Source organism: Gammaproteobacteria bacterium (assembly GCA_034522055.1).
Taxonomy (GTDB): Bacteria; Pseudomonadota; Gammaproteobacteria; order JAABTG01; family JAABTG01; genus JAABTG01.
Genome location: JAXHLS010000002.1, coordinates 1629421 through 1651008, shown reverse-complemented (window position 1 = coordinate 1651008; position 21588 = coordinate 1629421). Strand labels below are relative to the sequence as shown.

Sequence of the window (21588 nt, the reverse complement as noted above, 5' to 3'; positions counted from 1 at the left end):
CGTCCTCAGTCGCGGTCCAGGCCCTGGAGGCGCAGCAGGATCTGCTGGGCGGCATCCCGGCGCATCTCCTCCCGCAATACGCCGCGCTCCCGGCTCTTGCCGATGATGGCGTCCTCGTCGAACACGTAGTCCCGTTGCAGGACGATGGTCTGGTTGGGGGCGATGGCGCTGCCGTCGGCGGCGTCGACCTTGAAATTGATGGCATAGGCTACCTCGAACTCCCGAGACCTGCCGGTGTTGGGGTCCACCGACAGCACCCGCTCGCTGAAGCGCTCCCGGTCCAGGGTCACGATGGCGGTGGCGTCGTCCCGGGAGTCCACCACCTCCACGTCGCTGGCCCGCAGGCCCACCATCAGTTCGTCACGGAGGAACTGGGGGCCGGTGAGTACCACCCGCTCCAGCAGGGGGGGAAGATCGTAGTCGCCGCGCAGTTGGAAGCCGCAGCTCGCCAGGGCCAGCAGCAGGGAGAGCACCACGAGGTGTGGGACATGCATGGGTGGTATACCTCCAGGGGCGGCCATCAGGTGGCCACGATGTTCACCAGCTTGCCGGGCACCACGATGATCTTGCGCACCGTCTTGCCGGTGGTGTGGCGCCGGACATTGTCATCGGCCATGGCGGTGGCCTCCACCGCGTCCCGCGCGGCATCCGCCGCCACGGTCACCTTGGCCCGTACCTTGCCGTTCACCTGCACCACATATTCGATGCTGTCCCGGGCCAGGGCCGCCTCGTCCACCCGTGGCCAGGGGGCGGCGAGGATGTCGCCGCCGTAGCCTAGCGCGCGCCACAGGTGGTGGGTGATGTGGGGGGCGATGGGGCCGAGGAGACGCAGCACCAGGCCCATGCCCTCACGCAGCACGGCGGCGTCGGCGGCGCTGTCGCCGGCGCGATTGAGGGTGTTCACCATCTTCATGGCCGCCGATACGACGGTATTGAACTGATGGCGCTCGTAGTCGAACAGGGCCTGGCCGAGGGCGCCATGGATCTCCCGGCGCAGTTCCCGCTGGGCCGGGCCGAAGTCGGCAGCGGCGGGCTCGGCTGCGGCCGTGGGAGTGCGTTCCATGGCCATCGTCCACAGCCGGCGTATGAAGCGGAAGGCCCCCTCCACACCCTCGTCGGACCACTCCAGGGACTGGTCGGGCGGGGCCGTGAACATGGTGTAGAGGCGCACGGTGTCGGCACCGTAGCGGTCGATGAGGGCCTGGGGATCGACGCCGTTGTTCTTGGACTTGGACATCTTCTCCACCGGCCCGGCCACCACCGGCCGGCCGTCGCTGGCCAGCACGGCGCGGGTCACCCGGCCCTTGTCGTCCCGTTCCACCTCCACGTCGGCGGGATTGAACCACTCGCGGTTGCCGTCCGCACGCTCCCGGTAGTAGGTCTCGGCCACCACCATGCCCTGGGTGAGCAGGCGGGTGAAGGGCTCGTCGCTGTCCACCAAGCCCTCGTCCCGCATCACCTTGTTGAAGAAACGGGCATAGAGCAGGTGCAGCACGGCATGCTCGATGCCGCCCACGTACTGGTCCACCGGCAGCCAGTAGCGGGCGCGCTCGTCCACCATGGCATCATCCGCGTCGGGGCTGCAGAAGCGGGCGTAGTACCAGGAGGACTCGAAGAAGGTGTCGAAGGTGTCGGTCTCGCGGCGGCGGCCGTCGCCGAGGTCGTAGAAGTCGGGCATACGGGCCAGGGGCGAGCCGCTGCCGTCCACCACCACCTCCTCGGGCAGGGCTACCGGCAACTCGTCCTGCGGCACCGGCTCGTAGTGGCCGGAAGCGTCGCGTATCACGGGGATGGGGCAGCCCCAGTAACGCTGGCGGGAGACCCCCCAGTCCCGCAGTCGGTAGTTGACCTGGCGCCGCCCGCGCCCCGTCTCGGCCAGGTGATCGGCGATGGCGTCGAAGGCCTGCTCCGAGGTGAGGCCGTCGAAGGGCGCGGAATCCTTGAGCACCCCCTTGTCCTCGAAGGCGCCCGCGGCGATATCCGCCACGGCGTCGCCGGCGGGAAATACCACTTGCCGCTTGGGGATCCCGTACCTGTCGGCGAACTCCCAGTCCCGCTGGTCGTGGGCGGGCACCGCCATGACGGCGCCGGTGCCATAGCCCATGAGCACGAAGTTGGCCACGTAGACGGGCACCGGTGCGTCGCTGATGGGATGGCGCACCCCCATGCCGAGGGCCATGCCCTTCTTGTCCATGGTCTCGAGTTCGGCCTCCGACACGCCGCCCTGGCGGCACTCATCGATGAAGGCCTGGACCGCGGGGTCTTGCCGCCCTGCCGCCAGGGCCAGGGGATGCTCGGCGGCCAGCGCCACGTAGGTGACCCCCATCACGGTATCGGGACGGGTGGTGTAGACGGTGATGACCTCGTCGCGGCCGGCCACCTGGAAGTCCATCTCCACGCCCTCGGAGCGCCCGATCCAGTTGCGCTGCATGGTGCGCACCTGGTCGGGCCAGCCGGGGAGCCGGTCCAGACCGTCGATGAGTTCCTCGGCATAATCGGTGATGCGCACGAACCACTGCTCGATGTCCCGCTTCTCCACCAAGGCCCCGGAGCGCCAGCCGCGGCCGTCGATGACCTGCTCGTTGGCCAGCACCGTCTGGTCCACGGGGTCCCAGTTGACGGTGGCGCCCTTACGGTAGGCCAGCCCCTTGGCCATCATGCGGGTGAACAGCCACTGCTCCCAGTGGTAGTAACCGGGGTCGCAGGTGGCCAGCTCGCGGTCCCAGTCGTAGCCGAAGCCGAGGCGCGCCAGCTGTTCCTTCATGTAGGCGATGTTGTCGCGGGTCCAGCGCGCCGGCGGGGTGCGGTTCTGGATGGCGGCGTTCTCCGCCGGCAGACCGAAGGCGTCCCAGCCCATGGGCTGGAGCACGTTCCTGCCCTGCATACGCTGGTAGCGGGCGATGACGTCGCCGATGGTGTAGTTACGGACATGGCCCATGTGCAGCCGCCCCGAGGGGTAGGGGAACATGGACAGGCAGTAGAACTTCTCGCGGTTGGGGTCTTCAACGGCGCGAAAGCTGTGGTGCTCACGCCAGTATTCCTGAGCGGAGCGCTCGATTTCGGAGGGTGTGTAGGAAGATTCCATGGGATGGCCGCGAAAAATCAAACGCGAAGGATACCCCACGTCCCACAGGGCTCCAAGGAGGCGGCGCCGGCTATCGTTTGAAATCGGCCCTATAATCAGCGATGGCGGGTTCTAGCCCGGCGTGGGTGCATGGGACGGGGCCTGGATGTCGGGATGAATCCCGACCTACAGCCGTGCCCGAGGAACAGGCGATGCTGGCGTTGCGGTGGTGGTGTTTATGTAGGTCGGGCTTCAGCCCGACAGGCGGCTGAAAGCAAAAACGCAAACCACGAAATACGGGAAAGACGCGAAAGATAAAGAGGCGAGAGTGAAGCTTGGCTTGGCCCCCCCAACCTATTCGGGTTCCTCCAGGCCCTTACCATCGCCTCATATGGCGGCCAGGACCCTTTCGTTCATTTCGCGTGTTTCGCGGTTGAAAGAGCGTTGAACGGAAACGGTTCCTGACACCGTTTCGTGACCCGGGTTCCTCCAGGCCCTTACGATCGTCTCATATGGCGGCCAGGACCCTTTCGTTCATTTCGCGTGTTTCGTGGTTATAAAGGGTTGTAGAGGCGGTGTTAAGGCTTGCGGGCCTGGTGGGCGTATTCGAAGGCGTCGGAATAGAAGTGTTCCACCGCCAGGCCCCGTTCGATGAAGGCCTCGCGGCCGGTGTGGACCATGACCGGCGGGCCACCCGCGTAAACGTCGAGGCCCGACATGTCCGGGAAGTCGGTGGCGATGGCCTCGTGGACGAAGCCGGTGCGGCCATCCCAGGCGGGGTCGATGCCCGGACCCGACAACACGGGGACGTAGTGCACGCTGGCATGCGCCGCCGACCAGCCTTCGGGTAGCTTCGTCATGTAGAGGTCGGCCCGCGTCCGGGCGCCCCAGTAGATCCACATCTCCCGTCGTTCCTGCTTGCTGAGGAAGTATTCCACCAGGGCCTTGATGGGGGCGAAGCCGGTGCCGCCGGCCATGAACACCATGGGGCGGTCGTTCTCCCGCGGCACGAAGCTGCCCTTGGGGCCCCTGAGGCGCAGCACCGTCTTTTCCTTCATGGTGCTGAAGACCCGTTCGCTGAAATCGCCGCCGGCGACATGGCGCACGTGCAGTTCCAGGGTGGCGTCGTTGTCCGGCGCATTGGCCAGCGAGAAGGCCCGGGCCTCGCCGTTCTTCGTCAGCACCTCGATATACTGGCCGGCCAGAAACTTCAGGCGTTCTGCCTCGGGCAGCTTGAGGTACAGGGCCATGACGTCCGGCGCCAGCCGTTCCATGCGCTCCACGCGCGCCGGCAAGGTGCGTACCGGGATGTCGGCCACGGTGTCCAGGGGCTCGGCGGCGAGCCGCAGCGGACCCTCGGGCCGCGCCAGACAGGGGGCGCATTCGTGGCTGCCCGGCTTGGAGTCCGCCAGGGCCTCGGGCACGGTGTCGGGATAGCCGACGGTGCCCTCCACCAGTCGCGTTACACAGGCGCCGCAGTGGCCACCGCGACAGCCGTAGGGCAGGGAGATGCCGTTACGCAGGGCGGCATCGAGGATGGATTCCCGCGCTTCCACTTCGAAGGTGATGCCGCTCGGTACGAGTTCTACTCGATGGGACATGGGTGACTGGGACTCGAAAAGGCTAGAAACAGTGGCCCATAGCGAGGCATGGGTAAACCCGTCGCTTATGGGAAAACCCCCGGCGGACGGCGCGGCGGGTCTACTTGGCGGGTTGGCTACGCTTGCCGTGCAACCAGCGCAGGATGGGCTGCCAGAGTTCCACATCGTGGGCCACGGCCGACGGCGCCACCTCGAAGATGCTCAAGCCCCGTTCCGCCGCGTTGAGGTAGTTCTGGCTGGCCCGCAGCACGCCCACGTAGGGCAGTCGCTGGCCGTTCTCCAGACGAATGTGACGCAGGTAGTCTTCGAGGATGATGCGCCCGGGGGAGTTCTCCCGCGCGCGGTTGATGATGGTGCCGAGGCGAATGGCCCCACGGTTCACCTGGGGCAGCAGGTTCAATTCTTCGACGAAGCGTTCGGCGGCGCGGATATCGATGGGTGACGGCAATACCGGCATGAGCAGGGTCTCGGCCCGTTTGACCAGGGCCGCCAGCTCGTCGCCGTGGACGCCGGCCGGGGCGTCTATGACCGCCACGTCCAGTTTGCGGGGCAGGCGCCGGCCACCGTGCCAGCCCTCGATGCCGGTGATGGGCGGGCGGCTGTCGGGGCGGAAGTATAGCCAGTCCGAACTGGACCCCTGGGGATCCATGTCCACCAGGGCCACCTTGTCGCCGCGGTTGGCATAATGGGCGGCCAGGTTGGTGGCGATGGTGGTCTTGCCGCTACCGCCCTTCGAATTGAGCACCAGGATGGTCCGCATCACGCCTTCCTCACCGGGTATCACACGCCTTCATGAGATGCGCGAACAGTATAGCAGGACTGCCCGATGAAGAATGGGGCGGCGCAGGGCCGGGGGCACCCGCTGGACGACGACGGCGCCCCGGGGCAAACCCTGGCAGGGCTGCCCCGGTGGGCCTAGGCCTAGGCCGGGCCCCTGGTCCGGTCCATCATGCGCTCGATGATGGGGGTGAAGATGATCTCCATGGCCAGCCCCATCTTGCCCGCCGGGCAGACGATGGTGTTGCGCCGCGACATGAAGGAGTCCTTCAGCATGGAGATGAGGTAGGGGAAATCGGCCTCCATCTTCACCGGGTCGCGGAAGCGGATGACCACGAAGCTCTCGTCCGCGGTGGGGATGTCGCGGGCGATGAAGGGGTTGGAGGTATCCACAGTGGGTACGCGCTGGAAGTTGATGTCGGTCTTGGAGAACTGGGGCGTGATGTAGTGCACGTAATCGGGCATGCGGCGCAGGATGGTATCCACCGTCGCTTCCGCGGAATAACCCCGCTCCTCCTGGTCGCGGAAGATCTTCTGGATCCACTCCAGGTTGACGATGGGTACCACGCCGATGAGTAGATCGGTGAAGCGAGAGGCATCGATGTTTGCATCGGCCACGCCGCCGTGGAGGCCCTCGTAGAACAACAGGTCGGTGCCGGTGGAGATGTCCTCCCAGGGGGTGAACTGGCCGGGCTCGACGCTGATGCCGAGGCGCTGGTTGTGGTATTCGGCCTCCTCGGTGCTGTGAATGTAATAGCGGCGTCGCCCCGAACCCGTCTCGCCATACTGACGGAAGGTGTTTTCGATCTCATCGAACAGGTTGGCCTCGGCCCCGAAGTGACTGAAGTCGCGTCCTTCCTGCTCGGCCTGCTTGGTGTGCTCGCGCATCTGCACTCGGTCGTAGCGATGATAGCTGTCGCCCTCGACGACCGCGGCGTTGATGTTTTCGCGGAAGAAGATGTGCTCGAAGGCTCGTTTGACGGTAGTGGTGCCGGCGCCGGACGAACCGGTTACGGCGATGACGGGATGTTTCTCGGACATCGCTGACCTCCTGGAAAAGGTTTAAAGGGAAATCGCATGGTTTCGAATGGCTGCCTCGGCCCGGACACGGTTCCCTCTCCCGAGTTCGGTCCCGCACAAAAAGATGCCGTAGTCTAGCGGAAACCTTGGGGCCAAGTCTCGCCGGGAGTCGATGGCGTGCCGCGGAGGACCGTCAGCCCGCCGGCGGCGGCCGGAAGCGACGCACCCGTCGGGCCAACTCCGGCAGGCTGCCACCGTGGCCGTAGCGCAGCCGCACGTATTCGTCGATGATGCCTTCCAACTCCGCCCGGACTGCCGGCAGCCGCACGGCGGCCCGCTGTCCCAGATGGATGGGACCCTCGGTGGGCCGGCATTCGACGCCCCGGCGGGCCAGCTTGCGACACAGGCGGTCGTAGAGCCGGCGCGCGCGGTCGTGGCGGCCGCGCCCGCGGTGGATCAGCCACAGCGCCACGCCACCGAGTGCCAGGCTCACCATGATGAGCAGACTGATACCCAACTGCCGCCAGTCCCTGGCGTCGATGCCGAGGCGCTTCAGGAAAGACAGCTGGCGGGCCTGGCCGTAGCCCAGCACCCACTGGTTCCACCAGTTGTTCACCGCGTCCCAGCCGAAACGCAGCCGCCGCATGAGTTCGTAGATCTGCTCCACGTTCGCCTCGCCGAGGCCGATGATGGCGGGCCGCGGCGGCGGCAGGGCGCCGTCCATGCCCAGTTCCACCCGGCTCGGAGCGACGGCGGCCGTGGGGTCCACCCGCACCCAGCCCCGCTCCTCCAGCCACACCTCGGCCCACGCATGGGCGTCCCGCTGGCGCACGATCCAGTAGTCGTCCACCGGGTTCGGCTCGCCGCCCTGGTAGCCCGTCACCACCCGCGCCGGCAGGCCGGCGGCGCGCATCAGCACGGTGAAGGCGGTAGCGTAGTGCTCGCAGAAGCCGCGCCGGGTGTCGAACAGGAACTCATCCACGGGGTCGCCGGGCAGGGCCGGCGGCTGCAGGGTGTAGGCAAAGTCCCCGGCGGTGAAATGGTCCAGGGCCTGGCCGATGATGGCCTCGGGGGTGGCGGCCGTGTGCGCCCATTGCCGGGCCAGGACCCGGGCCCGGGGGTGGCTGTCCGCTGGCAGGTCCAGGGCCCGTTCGAGGGCACTGGTGTGGGCACTCTCGACGCGGCTGTCGAGGGCCGAGGCGGCCGGGTAGCGGATGCGCGAGGACACCCGCTCCTCGCGGGTCGCCACCAGATCGGCTCCCAGCTCGCTGCCGGGGGGCAGTTCCATGGGCAGGTCCAGGAGCAGCAACCAATGTTGGTTGTGGGGCTCCAGGGTCACGGTGTAGCGCGCCACGTCATCGCCCCGGCTGAGTTGGGGCGACGGTACCCGGAGAGGTTCTCCCACCTGCCAGCGCCGCCCGTCGGTGTCCCACATCACCGGTCCCCGCCAGTAGAGCCGCTGGGCCGGCGGCGGCGTACCGTTGAAGCGCACCCTGAAGGCCACGGCCCCGGACTGGCTGAGGCGGCTGATGTCTCCCGGGGACATGGTGTCCGACAAGCCGGTGACGGCGTTGATGCTGTCCTCCGGCAGGCCCCACAGGGGGCCGGGTATGCGGGGAAACAACACGAACAGCACCAGCATCAGGGGGATGGCCTGGAGCAGCATGGTGCCGCCAAGGCGCAGGCTGGCCCGCGCGTCCATGTGGCTGGGGTCGGTCACCAGGCGAATGAGGGTGGTGGTGGTGACCACCACCACCAGGAACATGTAGATGCCGGTGGGAATGGACTGGGAATAGAGAAAATTGGTGACCACCAGGAAGTAGGCCAGCAACACCCCGATATAGGCGTCCCGCTGATCGCGGGTCTCCAGCAGCTTCATGCCCACCAGGGTGATGAGCAGGGCGATGCCCGCGGTGCGGCCCATGATGGTGCCGTACTCCATATAGACCCCGGCCACCAGCATCATCTGCAGCAACAGCCGCGCGAAACGACCCGGCAGGCGGGTGCCCCGCAGCGCCCCCGCGAGACGCCACAGCCCGAGCACCAGGAAGGCCCCGATCACCCACAGGGGCATGCGCGGCGCGTGGGGCAGCACCACCAGGGTGAGGGCGGCCATCAGCCACAGCAGGCGGTCGAGGGTGAGCCGCCACTGCTCTGCCGCGGCCATCATGACGTGGCGTCCTGCTCCAATCCGAAGCGTGCGAGACGGGCCAGGCACTGCTCCATATGGTGCTCGCCGCGTCCCGGCGGGACGCTTGCTCCCGGTAGCTCCAGGCCGTAGTGGCCGCCGCTCTGCTCCGCTTCCAGCACCCAGCGGCACAATTGGGACAGGCGGGCCTCGGTATCGCCGGCGCCCGCCTCGGTCCAGCGCAGCACGCGGTCGCCGGCACCGCCGCCCTGGAATACCTTTACCTGCAGACGCGGGTCGCGGGCCGCCGCCTTCCAGTTGACACGCCGCGGTGAATCCCCGGGATGAAAGGCGCGGTGGCCGCTGAAATCCTCCTGGCCCTCTTCCCGGCTGCGGCCCTCGTGGAGCCCACCCGTGGCGGCGTCCGGCAGGGGCAGATGGCCCCCGGGCGCGGGATACACCAGGCATTCCAGGCTCACGCCCAGGGGTGCCCAGGCGCGGAACAAGCCCAGGGGGAAGCGGGTCTCGAGGCGGGGTCGCACGAGGCGCATCAGTCCGCGGCGCTCCGTGGCCACCATGAAGTCGGCGCAACTCAGCTGGCGGGCCGGCGTGAACAGGGCCACGGCGGCCCAGGGGCGGCGCCGACCGAGCCGCCGGGGTCCGGGGTGACGGTGGCGCAGGGTCAGGGCCCGCCGGGGCAGGGGGCCGGGGTTGTCCAGGCACAAGGCGAGGCGACAGGGCTCACCCGCGAAGGCCGGCGTGGCCCGCCCGGGGCGCACGTGGAGCCCCGCCAGGTTGCGGTAGGCGTGGAGCATGGAGACCAGGGCCAGGGAACCCAGCAGGAATACCAGCATGTAGGCGAGGCTGTTGTTGTAGTTGATGGCCCCCGTGAGCATCACCGCCAGGGCGGCGAAATAGGCCAGGCCCCGGGCGGTGGGCAGAATGAAAATGCGCCGCTGGGTGAGGGCGAAGCCGGACGTGGAGGCGCCCGGGGCCCAGCGCTGGGGGGCGCCGTCGGGCACGTCAGGGCAGGGCTACCTGGCCGATGAGATCGGCCCCCAGCTCGGCTGGGGTCATGCCGGCGTTAGCCGCCGGGCGCAGGCGGTGGCCGACCACGCCGGGCAGCACGGCCTGGAGGTCCTCGGGCACCACGTGGTCCCGTCCCGCCATCACCGCCCAGGCCTGGGCGCCGCGCAACAGGGCGAGGCCGGCCCGTGGCGACAGGCCCGAAATGTAGGCCGGGTTGTCGCGGGTGAAGGCGACGATGGCCTGGAGGTAATCCATGAGGGCGTCGGAGGCGTGGACCTCCGGCACGCGGCGCTGGATCGCCATGAGGGCCTCCGGCGTGAGGGCGGGCTCCAGCTCGGCCATGAGGTCGCGGCGGTCGCGACCGCGGTACAGATCCCGCTCGGCGGCGGCGTCGGGATAGCCCAGCTCGATGCGCATGAGGAAACGGTCGAGCTGGGATTCGGGCAGGGGGAAGGTGCCGATCTGATGGGACGGGTTCTGGGTGGCGATGACGAAAAAGGGCTCGGGCAGGGCGCGGGTCTCGCCCTCCTGGGTGACCTGGTGCTCCTCCATGGCCTCCAGCAGGGCGCTCTGGGCCTTCGGCGTCGCGCGGTTCACCTCGTCGGCGAGGATGATGTGGGCGAAGATGGGGCCGGGATGGAACTTGAAGGCCGCGGCATCCCGGTCGTAGACCGACACTCCCAGGATGTCCGCCGGCAGCAGGTCGCTGGTGAACTGGATGCGCTGGAAGGAAAGCCCCAGGCTGCCGGCCACGGCATGAGCCAGGGTGGTCTTGCCAACCCCCGGCACGTCTTCGATGAGCAGGTGGCCGCGGGCGATGAGGCAGGCCACGGCGAGGCGGATGGGGGTCTCCTTGCCGAGGATGATGCGGGCGATCTGGTTGACGGTCTGGTCGAGAGCGGTTTTCATGGGCGTCGGATGTCTCGCGGGGTCCCGGTGTGGCAGGCGGGTCATGGCTACAGGGGCCTTAGTCTTGGCTTCCTGACTGTCGCACCGTCATGCCGAAGGCAGCCGATCCTAACAGGATGCCATGTGAGTGCCATGGTGGAGCCGCGTCATGCCGCCACCGGCAACGGATAAACTCCCGCCCCGGCGGGCCATCGGGGAGCGTGGATGTGGGCCAGGAAATCGACAGTCACCGTTTCTCGCCCGGGGATTTCGAGCGTTTTCGTCAACGGCTCGACGAAGAGACCCGCCAACTGGAGGAATGGTTCCGGGACGGCCGCTTCGTGGAGGAGCCGCCGGTGGGCGGCCTCGAGGTGGAGGCCTGGCTGGTGGGCGAGGACCACCGCCCCGCCGCCGTCAACGACGCCTTCCTGGAACGCCTGTCGAGCCCCCTGGTGGTGCCGGAGCTGTCCCGCTTCAACGTGGAGGTCAACTCCAGTCCGGTGCGCCTGGCGGGGCGGGCCCTGCGGGCCATGGAGGACGAGCTGGGGCGCACCTACGCGCGCTGCGAGGCGGTGGCCCGGGACATCGGCGCCCACGTGGTGTGGGTGGGGATCCTGCCGAGCCTGCGGGACGACGACCTCACCCTCGCCAACATGTCCCGCCTCAAGCGCTACCGTGCCCTCAACGAGCAGGTGTTGCGGCTGCGGGGCGGGCGTCCCATCGTGCTCCACATCGAGGGCCGCGAGGCCCTGCACATCGAGCATCACGACGTGATGCTGGAGTCGGCGGCCACCTCCCTGCAGATCCACCTCCAGGTATCGCCGGCCAGCGCCCACCGCTATTACAACGCCGCCAAGCTGGCGGCGGCGCCGATGGTGGCGGCCTGTGCCAATTCGCCTTTCCTGTTCGGCCGCGACCTGTGGGCCGAGACCCGCATCCCGTTGTTCGAACAATCGGTGGCGGTGGCGGGCCCGGCCCGGGTGACCTTCGGCGACGGCTATGCCGAGGGCGATCTGGCGGCCTGCTTCCGGCGCAATGTCGACAAGTTTGACGTCCTCCTGCCCGAGGCCCTGGAGGAATCCGCGGCCCTGCTGCCCCACGTGCGCCTGCACAACGGCACCATCTGGCGCTGGAACCGCCCCCTCATCGGTTTCGACGAGGCGGGCCGGCCCCACCTGCGCATCGAGCACCGGGTGGCTGCGGCGCCCACCTCGGTGCTGGACGCCATGGCCAACGTGGCCCTGTTCTTCGGCCTCGCCCATCACCTGGCCGGTCTCGAGCCGCCCCCCGAGTCGCGCCTGGACTTCGCCGTGGCCCGGAACAACTTCTACGCCGCCGCCCGGGAGGGTCTCGATGCCGAAATCGCCTGGCCCGGCCGCGAGCGGGCGCCGGTGCGGCGGGTGCTCCAGGACCTGCTGCCGGCGGTGGCCACCGGCCTCGCGGGCTTCGGCATCGCCGGGGAAGACATCAACCGCTACCTGGGGGTGATTGCCGACCGCCTCGAGCGCGGTCAGAATGGCAGTGTCTGGCAGCGTGCCTATGTCGCCGCCCGGGGTCGTGACATGGAGGCGCTCACCGGGGCCTACCGCGAGCGCCAGCGAAGCGGACTGCCCGTCCATCTGTGGGACGCTTGATCCCACCCGACGTCCCTGGTAACCCTTTAGCCCATGCTGAACATCTACGACGCCCTCCCCGAGGGCCTGCTGGAACGGGACAGCCACGAACTCCACGAGGTGCTGCCCGGACCCACCCTGATCCATCTGCGCGGCCGTGCGGAGGAGCCCCTGTTCGTATCCGTCATGCTCCACGGCAACGAGGACACGGGCTGGCTGGCCCTGCGCGAGCTGCTGCGCCGTTATCGCGGCCACGCCCTGCCCCGCTCCCTGTCCCTGTTCATCGGCAACGTGGCGGCGGCACGGGAGCGCCGGCGCCTGCTCGACGGCCAACCCGACTTCAACCGCATCTGGAACGATGGCGACACCCTGGAGCACGGCATGGCCCGCCAGGTGCTGGCCCAGATGCGGGAACGCCGGGTGTTCGCGGCGGTGGACATCCACAACAACACGGGCATCAATCCCCATTACGCCTGCGTCAATGCCCTCGACCCCCGCTATCTGCAGCTGGCCACGCTGTTCGCCCGCACCGTGGTCTACTTCACCCGGCCGGAGACCGTGTGTTCCATGGCCTTCGCGGCCCTGTGCCCCGCCGTCACCCTGGAGAGCGGCCAGCCCGGGCAGCCCCATGGCACCGAACATGCCCTGAACTTCGTGGACAGCTGCCTGCGCCTGGCGGCAATCCCGGAGCACCCGGTGGCCGACCACGACCTCGACCTCTATCACACGGTGGCCGTGGTGAAGATGGCCGCGGGGCTGGATTTCGGCTTCCGCGAGGGGGTAGGGGACGTCTGGTTCGTGCCCGATCTGGACCACCTGAACTTCTCCGACCTGCCCCCGGGGACGCCCCTGGGCGGCGTGCGGGACGCCGCCGCGGAGCTGCCCCTGGAGGTGACGGACGAGACCGGGGCCGACGTGGGGGCGCGCTATTTCGAGCTGGTGGACGGCGAGATCCTCACCCGCGCGCCCCTCATGCCCTCCATGTTCACCCTGGATGAGAACGTCATCCGCCAGGACTGCCTGGGCTACGTGATGGAGCGCTACCACGTGCCCCACGCCGCCGCGTGACCTCGCGCGGGCGCCGTCGCGAATGCTGTTAGAATCCGCCCCCATGGATGCCGGCGCCCTCCTCGAACCCCTGAATCCCCGCCAGCGCGAGGCCGTCACCCTGCCGGCGGGTCACGCCCTGGTGCTGGCGGGGGCCGGCAGCGGCAAGACGCGGGTGCTGGTGCACCGCCTGGCGTGGCTGCTGCAAAGTGGCGAGGCCAGCCCCTTCGGCATCATGGCGGTGACCTTCACCAACAAGGCGGCGGCCGAGATGCGCGAGCGCACCGAGAGCATGCTGGCGACGCCGGTGCGGGGCATGTGGATCGGCACCTTCCATGGTCTCGCCCACCGTTTCCTGCGCACCCACTGGCAGGACGCCGGACTCCCGGAGGGCTTCCAGATCCTGGACAGCGAAGACCAGTTGCGTACCGTGCGCCGGGTGATCCGGGGTCTCGAGCTCGACGAGGCGCGGTGGCCGCCCAAGCAGGCCCAGTGGTTCATCAACGGCTGTAAGGACGAGGGCCGGCGCCCCGCCGACCTGGGCACCGCCGAGGGCGACCCCTGGCAGGGGGGCATGGCGCGCATCTACGGCGCCTACGAGGAGACCTGCCGGCGCGGCGGCATGGTGGACTTCGCCGAGCTGTTGCTGCGCACCTACGAGACCCTGCGCGATAACGCCGGCCTGCTGGAGCACTTTCGCCGGCGCTTCGGCCACATCCTGGTGGACGAGTTCCAGGACACCAATGCCATCCAGTACGCCTGGCTGCGGCTGCTGGCGGGCGACGGCGGGCGCCTGTTCATGGTGGGGGACGACGATCAGTCCATCTATGGCTGGCGCGGTGCCCGCATCGAGAACATCCAGCGCTACCCCGAGGACTTCCGGGACGTGCGGGTCATCCGCCTGGAGCAGAACTACCGCTCCACCGCCAACATCCTGGACGCCGCCAATACCCTCATCGCCCACAACCAGGGACGCCTGGGCAAGAACCTGTGGACCGAAGGGCGGCGCGGGGACCCGGTACGCCTCTATGCCGCCTTCAACGACATCGACGAGGCCCGTTTCGTGGTGGGGCGCATCGCCCAGTGGGTGGAGGGCGGCGGGCGCCGTGACGACTGCGCCATCCTCTACCGGGTGAGCGCCCAGTCCCGCATCATGGAGGAGGCCCTGTTGCAGCAGGGCATGCCCTATCGGGTCTACGGCGGCCTGCGTTTCTACGAGCGCGCGGAGATCAAGGACGCCCTCGCCTACCTGCGGCTGGTGGCCAACCGCGACGACGACACCGCCTTCGAGCGGGTGGTGAACACCCCGGTGCGGGGCATCGGCGCCCGCACCGTGGACACCCTGCGCCAGGCGGCCCGCGGCGAGGGCGTCAGCCTGTGGCGGGCGGCGGCGCGCCTGATAGCCGACGGCGGCCTGGGGGCGCGGGCCCAGGGGGCGGTGCGGGGCTTCCTGGAACTGGTGGAGGGCATGGCCGCGCGCTATGCGGACCTCCCCCTGGCCGAGCAGGTGGACCACGTGGTGCGGGACGCCCGGCTCCAGGCGCACTACGACAAGGAGCCGGGGGAGAAGGCCCAGTCCCGCAAGGAGAACCTGGACGAGTTGGTCACCGCGGCCCGGGAGTTCCAGCCGGCCCCGGAGGACGGCGACGAGGCCGGGATGAACGAACTCGACGCCTTCCTGGCCCATGCCGCCCTGGAGGCCGGTGAGGGGCAGGCGGAGGTGGGACAGGACAGCGTCAGCCTCATGACCCTCCATGGCGCCAAGGGCCTGGAGTTTCCGCTGGTGTTCCTGTGTGGCCTCGAGGAAGGGCTCTTTCCCCACCACAACGCCCTCAACGAGACAGGCGGCCCCGAGGAGGAGCGCCGCCTGTGCTATGTCGGTATCACCCGCGCCCGCGAGCGGTTGTTCCTCAGCTACGCCGAGTCACGGCGCCTCCATGGCCAGGAACTGCACCAGCAACCCTCCCGTTTTCTCCGTGAGCTGCCGCCGGAGGTGCTGGAGGAGGTGCGCCTCGGCGGCACCGTGAGCCGTCCCGTGGCCGCGGCGTCCTTTGCCGCGGACGACGGCGAGTACCGCCTCGGCCAGCATGTGCGCCATCCCAAGTTCGGCGAAGGGGTGGTGATCAACTGCGACGGCGAGGGCGCCCACGCGCGGGTGCAGGTGAATTTCAACCGCGAGGGCGCCAAGTGGCTGGTGGCCGCCTACGCGCGGCTCGAGGCCACTTGAGGCCCGGGATCCACAAGGCCTGACATTCCTGGGGCGAGGTGCCCCACGCCGAGAGGATTAAAGGCCGCCTCGCCCCGGAATGCTCCTCACCCCATCCCTCTCCGAGAGGGAGCGGGGGAGTTTGTGTGCCTGCGACACGTCTTTACATATGTAGGCCGTTGCGAGCGGCCGCCCGTGACCTGACCCGAGGGGGAGAGATGACCATCGTGACTCGACTGGCCGCCGCGACCGCGGCCATCCTGGTGCTGGCCGTGACCGGCTGTAACAGTGGAACGACCGAGGGCCAGGGCCCGGTCGTGGTGTCCGGCCCGCCGCCCACCCAATTCAAATGGAAGATGGTGACCACCTGGCCGCCGGGCTTCCCCATCTTCCAGACCGGCGTGGACCGCTTCGCCGAGGACGTACGGGTGATGAGTGGCGGCGAACTGGACATCAAGGTGTTCGCCGGCAACGAGCTGGTGCCGCCCCTGCAGACCTTCGACGCCGTGTCCCAGGGCACCGTGGAGATGGGCCACGGCGCCGCCTACTATTGGGCGGGCAAGGTCCCTGCCGCCCAGTTCATGTCCGCGGTGCCTTTCGGCATGACCGCCAAGGGCATGCACTCCTGGTTCTATAGCGGCGGCGGGCTGGAGCTGTGGCAGGAACTCTACGAGCCCTTCAACCTGGTGCCCTTCCCCATGGGTAACAGCGGTGTGCAGATGGGGGGCTGGTTCAACAAGCGCATCGATTCCCTGGCGGATCTCGAGGGGCTCAAGATGCGCATCCCCGGCCTCGGCGGCCGGGTGCTGGCCAAGGCGGGCGGCACACCGGTGCTCATGGCCGGCGGTGAGATCTACACCGCCCTGGAACGCAACACCCTGGACGCCACCGAATGGGTGGGCCCCTATCACGACAAGCGCCTCGGCCTCGACCGCGCCGCCGACTATTACTATTACCCGGGCTGGCACGAGCCCGGCACGGCCCTCGAACTCATCGTCAACAAGGGCGCCTGGGACAGCCTGCCCGAGCGCCTGCAGCGCATCGTGCGAGTGGCGGCCATGGCCACCAACCTGTGGGCCTATTCCCAGTTCGAGACCCTCAATCTCCAGGCCCTGCGGGAACTCAGGCAGGAGGGCCGGGTGAATATCCTGCCCTTTCCCGACGAGGTGCTGGTGGAACTCCAGCGCCTGACCCGCGAGACCCTCGAAGAGGAGGCCGCCGGCAACGCCGACTTCAGGCGCGTCTACGAGGCCTACAAGGCCTTCCGTGCCGACAACGACGCCTGGAACGAGATATCCGACGATGCCTACCACCGGGCGCGTGGTCTGGGGGCTGGCCGCGAGTAGACGCGGGCCGCGGGCGGGCGCCGGCGCCGTCACCGCCCGTTCCTGCGGCACGACTGTAGGTCGGGATTCATCCCGACACTCCGGCTGCAGTCAGCCTCGAAAAAGGGCCAAAAACGGGGCGCTTTATAAGCGCCTGCTTATCTTGCGGTATATTTAAGGTATTGGTTTCGAAGGGGGCAGTGGCGCGCCCGAGAGGATTCGAACCTCTGACCTCTGCCTCCGGAGGGCAGCGCTCTATCCAGCTGAGCTACGGGCGCGTGTGCAAACGAACTCTACCAACGGTGTCTCCCACTCTGGAAGACGCTGCCCCGAGAGGGCTATGGCCTACATCCCTGCAGGCCGCCCCTGCGGGGCCAGCGCCGTTGCCGGCGCTGAGCCGATAATCATACCCGGGCCGGCGGCGGCCGGCAAAGCACGATTTTTACGTTCCGCGTTTTCCCGCTATACTCCGCGCTCCATTGCGCCGGCACACCCTCAAACATTGGCGTTTCACAGGCACTCGGAGGCCGCCGAACGCGTCGCCTGCGGGCTGGCCGCGGGCCGGGCGCACCATTACCAATCAACCTTACTAGGGGGAAATCGTGAGCCATCAAGATGATGTCTTTATGCGCCTGGCCATAATCATTCTGCTCATCCTCACCGCCTTCATGGTGGGCGCCATCATCCTCGGCAATGTGCTGGGGGACCTGAAGCAGGAGAGTGTCGCCGAACTGGCCCAGGCCCCGGCGTCGTCTGGGCCGGCGCCCGCCCCCGAACCCCAGGCTGCGGCCCCGCAGCCCGCTCCGTCGGCGGCACCGGCCGAGTCTGAGGACGACGATGCGGCCAGCGAGCCCCGCAGCGGTGAAGAGGTGATCCAGCTCGCCTGTGCCGCCTGCCACAACGCCGGCGTCGCCGGTGCTCCCAAGCTGGGCGACACGGCGGCCTGGCAGAGCCGTGCCGGGGTGGGCATGGATGCGCTGGTGGCGAGTGTCATCAATGGCAAGGGGGCCATGCCCCCGAAGGGTGGCAACATGTCGCTTTCCGAGGAGGAGATCCGCCGCTCCGTGGCGACCATGCTGGAGCAGGCGAGCGTCGAGGCCGGTGGCGGTGGGGCGCAGGCCGATGAGCAGGCAGTTGCCGATGACGGAGGAGAGGAGGCCGCTGCCGCCGGCGGCGCGGCGGGCAAGGAGACCTACACCAAGGCCTGCAATGCCTGTCATGGCACGGGCGCCGCAGGTGCCCCTGTGGTGGGTAACGCCGGCCAGTGGGAGAGCCGCATCGCCAAGGGCATGGAGACCCTCTACGATCACTCCATCAATGGCTTCAACGCCATGCCCGCCAAGGGCGGCTGGGGTAATCTCAGCAATGACGAGGTGAAAGCCGCCGTGGATTACATGGTGGCCGAAAGCCGCTGATTGCCTGTCGTCAGCACGGGTTAACGGGCCCGGCGCTGCCGGGCCCGTTTCCCCGTGGCGGGCCGGTGTCCGCAATCTTTTTGGACCCTCGACAACGTCATGGAGCGGGCACCACGCGCTGAAGGCCCACACGGGCCAGCCGCCGGATCATCCGCCGACGGAACGCGGTCCGTCCGGTCCGTCCTGAAAACCCTCGTGATCATGCTGGCCATGGTGCTGGTGGGCCTGGAGCTGGGCCTGCGCGTCCTCGGCTTTTCCTATTATTGGGCTTTGTCCCGTTTTCCCGACCCCTACCGGGGCTTCGCGCCCATGGCCGGGGCGGAGGCCCGTCAGTCCCAGGAAGGCGAGGCATGGGTCAGCATCAACGGCCACGGCTTCAGGGACCGGGAATGGACGGCGCCGCAGGGTGACACACATCGCATCACCATCCTCGGAGACTCCATGACCGAAGCGGTGCAGGTCGCCGTGGAGGCCACCTGGTGGCGGCGCCTGGAGGGGCGCCTCAACGCCTGCGGTTACCGGGACGGTCCGGTGCAGCTGATGAACTTCGCCGTCAGCGGCTACAGTACCGCTCAGGCCCTCGAGACCCTGCGCCATCATGTGCCGCAGCATCGCCCCGCCGAGGTCTGGCTGGCCTTCTTCCCCGGCAACGACGTGGCCGAAAACCATCCCGGGTTGAACGGCGACCCCATCCGCCCCTACCTGCGGCCGGCGGCGGAAGGATGGGCCATGGATTACGGCTTCCGGGGCCATCCGCGCTACCGGCGCAAGACTGGGGTCCTGGGGCGATGGTACTACGCCTACCTGCTGCGACTGCGGCTGAGCCAGGCCGTGGTGATGGTGTACCACGGCCTGTCCCTGGGGCCCCGTCTTCAAGGCATGGAGCGGGAGTGGTACTGGGAGCCCGGTATCGATGCCCGGGTCTATGCGCCGCCCCGGGATGAACCGTGGACGGAGGCCTGGGAGGCCACCCGGGAGCTGTTACGGCGCACCGCCGAGACGGCAGAAGCCCTGGATGCGTCCTACCGGGTGGTGGCCCTCACTACCGCTGCCCAGGTGGCGCCGGACGCGGACCGGGCCCAGGCCATGGCGGCACGCCTGGGGGTGCCGGACCTCTTCTACTCCAACTGGCTGGTGGGCCGCTTCGCTGCGGAGGATGGCTATGCCTACACGGATCTCGCCCCCGCCCTGGCGGACCATGCCCGCGCCACCGGGGAGCAGCTCCACGGCTTCGGCGCGACCCGGGGGGCGGGCCACTGGAACGCCACCGGCCACGCCGCCGCGGCCCGGAAACTGGCGGACCGCCTGTGCCCGCCGCCAAATGACCGTTGAAAAAAGCAAAAGCGGTAACTACGAAAGACGCGAAAGTCGCGAAAAGGGAAAGGCCGGGGGCTTCGATTATCCTTGTGGGAGCGACGCCCACGTCGCGATTTCCCGGCCCCATCGCGGCGGGGGCGCCGCTCTTAGTGCGTCCGTGGAGGCGCATTTTCTGCACGGTGAGAGTCCGTGTCGGGGTAAGCCAAGGCCCCGTAGTCGAAGGTAACTGCGTCGTCGCGAGGCGGGGTGGAGAGCAACCGGAGGCGAACTGGCGGTCCGTAGGATGACGAACTCGATTCGGCGGTACGGGACGGCGAGCCCGCTAGGAGAAGGTGAAGCCTGAAAATCATCGGATGCGCTGGGATTGGCGTGGAAAGCGACATTCGGGTCCCCTCCGTGGTTGGAGACGGAACGCTGGGAAGGAAATGCGAGAGAAGCGGGGAGACCTGACCGCCGTGGTGACGGTGGGCAGGAGTCAGAGCCTTCGTAGTACTGAACGGTTCTGCTGCGGTCATGGCGAGGTGCTGCGGAAACGCGGACCCAAGAGCTGGAGGGCGTCCTCCGCCTAAAACCGTGGGTGGTGCCGGGAAAGCGCGAAGAACAGAAATCGCGCCGAGGGAAGGGAGGCAGGAAGGTGGATGGGTGAAGTCTGGAGGAGGTGAGCGCGTATGCAAAGGGTCGAGAGTGTCTCGCAAGAGGCTAAGCCAGACTCGTCCAACCCGGTGGAATGGCCGTGGGTGGACCGCACGATCTGGACGGAGCGCATGTTGGCGGCGCTGGGTAACGGCGTCCAAGGGACGAAGTGGTTCAGTCTGATCGACAAGGTGCATCGCCCCCAGACCCTGGAACGGGCGTGGCAGGATGTGCGGGCCAACCGGGGTTCAGCGGGGGTGGATGGCCAGAGTGTGCAGCGTTTTGAGGCCCATGCCGAGCGGTATCTGGCGGAGTTGGGAGAGGCGCTGGGAAGTGGACGGTACCGACCGGATGCGGTGCGTCGGGTGGAGATTCCGAAGGGGACAGGGACGCGTCCCCTGGGCATTCCGACGGTGAAGGACCGGATTGTGCAGGCGGCGATGAAGCGGGTGCTCGAGCCGATTTTCGAGCACCAGTTTTGCCGATGAGTTACGGGTTTCGCCCGGGTCGCGGGTGCAAGGATGCGCTGCGGGAAGTGGATGGGCTGGTTCGGGAGGGCTACACCCATGTGGTGGATGCCGACCTGGCCCAGTACTTCGACACCATCCCGCACGAAGCGTTGATGGCCCGGGTCGAGGACCGGATCAGCGATGGTCGGATCCTCGACCTGCTGCGCGCCTGGTTGCGCCAGGACGTGGCGGCGGAGATAGCGCGCTGGACGCCGACCCGGGGCTCGCCCCAAGGGGCGGTGATCAGTCCGTTACTCGCGAATCTGTACCTGCACGGGCTGGATGTACACATGACCCAGCGCGGCTATCGGATGGTTCGGTATGCTGACGACCTCGTGATCCTGTGTGCCAGTCCGGACGAAGCCCAGGAGGCGCTGCAGGAGTTGCGGCACTGGGTGGAGGCCAATGGTCTGCAACTGCACCCGGAGAAGCCCGTGTGGGGGATTGCCGGCAGCCCGGGGAAGGCTTTGAGTTTCTCGGGTACCGGTTTGAAGCGGGACGGCGGTGGGTACGCAAGAAGAGCCGCAAGGCCCTTTACGACCGGATCCGGGCCAAAACCCGGCGCAGTCGTGGGGATTCGCTGGCGCGGATTGTGGCCGACCTGAACCCGATGCTGCGTGGCTGGTTCGTGTATTTCCAGCACGCGCACCCGTGGACCTTTCCTCGCGTGGACGGTTTTGTCCGACGTCGATTACGGGCGCTGTTGCGCAAGCAGCAGAAGCGCCCGGGAGCGGGTCATTGTCAGTCCGACCATCTCCGCTGGCCGAACGCGTTCTTCGCTGCGGCTGGGCTTTTCACCATGACCGAAGCCCGGACGTTGGCGAGCCAATCCCGATGAGGTAACCACCGACTGGAGAGCCGTGTGCGGGAGAACCGCATGCACGGTTCGGAGGGCGGGGAGGGTCACTCCTTCCCGACCCCTATCAGGCGGCGCTTCCACCGTCATCTCTTTGTTTTTTCGCGCATTTCGCGTCTTTCGTAGTTAAGGAGTTACAGGCGCGGGGAAACGGAGAACA

General features: G+C 68.0%; 17 protein-coding genes and 1 tRNA gene. 9 read left to right on the top strand and 9 right to left on the bottom strand.

Annotated elements, in window-relative coordinates; genetic code table 11:
* Positions 1-5: 5 nt before the first annotated feature.
* From lptE to U5S82_08010, 8 genes are all read right to left on the bottom strand, one after another.
* The gene (gene lptE / locus U5S82_08045) at positions 6-494 is read right to left on the bottom strand and encodes an LPS assembly lipoprotein LptE (protein MDZ7751598.1); all 489 of its coding nucleotides are present in this window, start codon (positions 492-494) and stop codon (positions 6-8) included.
* 26 nt (positions 495-520) lie between these two features.
* Positions 521-3085, bottom strand: a complete 2565-nt coding sequence (gene leuS / locus U5S82_08040) for a leucine--tRNA ligase (protein ID MDZ7751597.1) — start codon at positions 3083-3085, stop codon at positions 521-523.
* Positions 3086-3642: 557 nt separating this feature from the next.
* A complete protein-coding gene (locus tag U5S82_08035) occupies positions 3643-4665 on the bottom strand; it encodes a CDP-6-deoxy-delta-3,4-glucoseen reductase (protein ID MDZ7751596.1) in 1023 nt (340 codons plus the stop codon).
* A 100-nt stretch (positions 4666-4765) separates the two neighbouring features.
* Positions 4766-5425: a ParA family protein gene (locus U5S82_08030; protein MDZ7751595.1), complete on the bottom strand. Its 660-nt coding sequence runs from the start codon at positions 5423-5425 to the stop codon at positions 4766-4768.
* A gap of 161 nt (positions 5426-5586) precedes the next feature.
* Positions 5587-6483: a phosphoribulokinase gene (locus U5S82_08025; GenBank protein ID MDZ7751594.1), complete on the bottom strand. Its 897-nt coding sequence runs from the start codon at positions 6481-6483 to the stop codon at positions 5587-5589.
* 172 nt (positions 6484-6655) lie between these two features.
* A complete protein-coding gene (locus U5S82_08020) occupies positions 6656-8632 on the bottom strand; it encodes a DUF3488 and transglutaminase-like domain-containing protein (GenBank protein MDZ7751593.1) in 1977 nt (658 codons plus the stop codon).
* Positions 8629-9612 carry a DUF58 domain-containing protein gene (locus U5S82_08015; protein ID MDZ7751592.1) on the bottom strand — a complete coding sequence of 328 codons (984 nt, stop codon included), beginning with the start codon at positions 9610-9612 and terminating at the stop codon, positions 8629-8631. The genes U5S82_08020 and U5S82_08015 overlap by 4 nt, the downstream gene beginning before the upstream one ends.
* A gap of 1 nt (position 9613) precedes the next feature.
* Positions 9614-10528, bottom strand: a complete 915-nt coding sequence (locus tag U5S82_08010) for an AAA family ATPase (GenBank protein MDZ7751591.1) — start codon at positions 10526-10528, stop codon at positions 9614-9616.
* Between the two features lie 206 nt (positions 10529-10734).
* Between U5S82_08010 and U5S82_08005 the strand changes: the two genes are divergently transcribed.
* The 4 genes from U5S82_08005 to U5S82_07990 all read left to right on the top strand — a co-directional run bounded on the left by U5S82_08005 (position 10735) and on the right by U5S82_07990 (position 16719).
* Positions 10735-12141, top strand: coding sequence for a glutamate--cysteine ligase (locus tag U5S82_08005; protein MDZ7751590.1), 1407 nt, complete (start codon positions 10735-10737; stop codon positions 12139-12141).
* Between the two features lie 33 nt (positions 12142-12174).
* Positions 12175-13188 (top strand): M14 family metallopeptidase, encoded by a 1014-nt coding sequence (locus tag U5S82_08000; protein ID MDZ7751589.1) that lies wholly within the window; start codon positions 12175-12177, stop codon positions 13186-13188.
* A gap of 43 nt (positions 13189-13231) precedes the next feature.
* Entirely contained in the window at positions 13232-15394 is a 2163-nt protein-coding gene (gene uvrD / locus U5S82_07995) for a DNA helicase II (protein MDZ7751588.1), read from the top strand.
* A 197-nt stretch (positions 15395-15591) separates the two neighbouring features.
* Complete coding sequence (locus U5S82_07990; protein MDZ7751587.1) at positions 15592-16719, top strand: TRAP transporter substrate-binding protein; 1128 nt, start codon at positions 15592-15594, stop codon at positions 16717-16719.
* Between the two features lie 180 nt (positions 16720-16899).
* Here the strand turns inward: U5S82_07990 and U5S82_07985 are convergent.
* Positions 16900-16976 (bottom strand) — tRNA-Arg (locus U5S82_07985).
* A gap of 324 nt (positions 16977-17300) precedes the next feature.
* Between U5S82_07985 and U5S82_07980 the strand changes: the two genes are divergently transcribed.
* From U5S82_07980 to U5S82_07960, 5 genes are all read left to right on the top strand, one after another.
* The gene (locus tag U5S82_07980) at positions 17301-18113 is read left to right on the top strand and encodes a c-type cytochrome (protein ID MDZ7751586.1); all 813 of its coding nucleotides are present in this window, start codon (positions 17301-17303) and stop codon (positions 18111-18113) included.
* A gap of 195 nt (positions 18114-18308) precedes the next feature.
* Entirely contained in the window at positions 18309-19445 is a 1137-nt protein-coding gene (locus U5S82_07975; protein MDZ7751585.1) for a hypothetical protein, read from the top strand.
* Positions 19446-20098: 653 nt separating this feature from the next.
* The gene (locus tag U5S82_07970; GenBank protein MDZ7751584.1) at positions 20099-20551 is read left to right on the top strand and encodes a hypothetical protein; all 453 of its coding nucleotides are present in this window, start codon (positions 20099-20101) and stop codon (positions 20549-20551) included.
* Positions 20548-21177 carry a reverse transcriptase domain-containing protein gene (locus U5S82_07965; GenBank protein ID MDZ7751583.1) on the top strand — a complete coding sequence of 210 codons (630 nt, stop codon included), beginning with the start codon at positions 20548-20550 and terminating at the stop codon, positions 21175-21177. The genes U5S82_07970 and U5S82_07965 overlap by 4 nt, the downstream gene beginning before the upstream one ends.
* Positions 21117-21410 (top strand): group II intron maturase-specific domain-containing protein, encoded by a 294-nt coding sequence (locus tag U5S82_07960; protein MDZ7751582.1) that lies wholly within the window; start codon positions 21117-21119, stop codon positions 21408-21410. Before U5S82_07965 ends, U5S82_07960 begins: the two co-directional genes overlap by 61 nt.
* The last annotated feature ends 178 nt before the right edge of the window (positions 21411-21588 follow it).

Excerpts from the sequence above, each read along its gene's own strand:
- lptE (MDZ7751598.1), bottom strand. The coding sequence starts at position 494 with ATGCATGTCCCACACCTCGTGGTGCTCTCCCTGCTGCTGGCCCTGGCG.
- leuS (MDZ7751597.1), bottom strand. The coding sequence starts at position 3,085 with ATGGAATCTTCCTACACACCCTCCGAAATCGAGCGCTCCGCTCAGGAA.
- U5S82_08035 (MDZ7751596.1), bottom strand. The coding sequence starts at position 4,665 with ATGTCCCATCGAGTAGAACTCGTACCGAGCGGCATCACCTTCGAAGTG.
- U5S82_08030 (MDZ7751595.1), bottom strand. The coding sequence starts at position 5,425 with ATGCGGACCATCCTGGTGCTCAATTCGAAGGGCGGTAGCGGCAAGACC.
- U5S82_08025 (MDZ7751594.1), bottom strand. The coding sequence starts at position 6,483 with ATGTCCGAGAAACATCCCGTCATCGCCGTAACCGGTTCGTCCGGCGCC.
- U5S82_08020 (MDZ7751593.1), bottom strand. The coding sequence starts at position 8,632 with ATGATGGCCGCGGCAGAGCAGTGGCGGCTCACCCTCGACCGCCTGCTG.
- U5S82_08010 (MDZ7751591.1), bottom strand. The coding sequence starts at position 10,528 with ATGAAAACCGCTCTCGACCAGACCGTCAACCAGATCGCCCGCATCATC.
- U5S82_08000 (MDZ7751589.1), top strand. The coding sequence starts at position 12,175 with ATGCTGAACATCTACGACGCCCTCCCCGAGGGCCTGCTGGAACGGGAC.
- uvrD (MDZ7751588.1), top strand. The coding sequence starts at position 13,232 with ATGGATGCCGGCGCCCTCCTCGAACCCCTGAATCCCCGCCAGCGCGAG.
- U5S82_07990 (MDZ7751587.1), top strand. The coding sequence starts at position 15,592 with ATGACCATCGTGACTCGACTGGCCGCCGCGACCGCGGCCATCCTGGTG.
- U5S82_07970 (MDZ7751584.1), top strand. The coding sequence starts at position 20,099 with ATGCAAAGGGTCGAGAGTGTCTCGCAAGAGGCTAAGCCAGACTCGTCC.
- U5S82_07965 (MDZ7751583.1), top strand. The coding sequence starts at position 20,548 with ATGAGTTACGGGTTTCGCCCGGGTCGCGGGTGCAAGGATGCGCTGCGG.